This window comes from Vibrio sp. 811 (assembly GCF_033339195.1).
On sequence record NZ_JAWOUB010000525.1, the window covers coordinates 1 to 636 of the forward strand.

A 636-nucleotide genomic window follows, 5' to 3' on the forward strand; every position below is an offset into this window, starting at 1 on the left:
ATACTCGAGCCAACAGTGCATGGCGTTCAGGTTACGACGCAAAAAAATCGTCTAGTTGAAGCTTTGAATGGCTTGTACAACCTTTCGACCGAAATCAAGGTTGATGAACGCCAGCTTGCTGCGGTGAAACAAGAGTTTAAGCAAGAGCGCAGCGCTTTCTTGGAATCGCCTATGGGTACGCTTATCCAAGTAGCGAACACCAGCGCTTACACGCCGGATAGTCGTCATCGTTTACTGAGCAGTGATGGTGCCGATACCGTCACGCCAGAGCAGATTCTTGCAGTGCATGATCAACTATTTAAAACCGATCATGGTTACAAAATGGTGATTGTTGCAGACGTTGAGCCTGAGCAAATTACGCCGCTTCTACGCAAATACGTGGCATCAATTAAGATGAAGCCGGGTAAAGCTGTAGATTATCGTGTGTCATTTAATGATGAGCTGCCAGCGCGCTTGGTCTTCACTGATGGTCACGAGCCTTCATCGTTTTACCTGCTGCGTTTTACCAACACCGACAAGTACAACCGTACGGCAAAAGACACGGTGATAGAAGACATTCTGGAGCGCATCAGTGCCGCACGAGTACTGGAGACGTTCCGTGAAGAATCAAGCTTAGATTACAGCCCTAGCATTTAT

The 636-nt window shown here is 47.6% G+C and carries 1 protein-coding gene; it reads left to right on the plus strand.

The window, feature by feature from the left end:
• The coding region (locus R7Q46_RS27880) for an insulinase family protein (protein ID WP_318078391.1) at positions 1–636 on the plus strand (636 nt) is incomplete at both ends.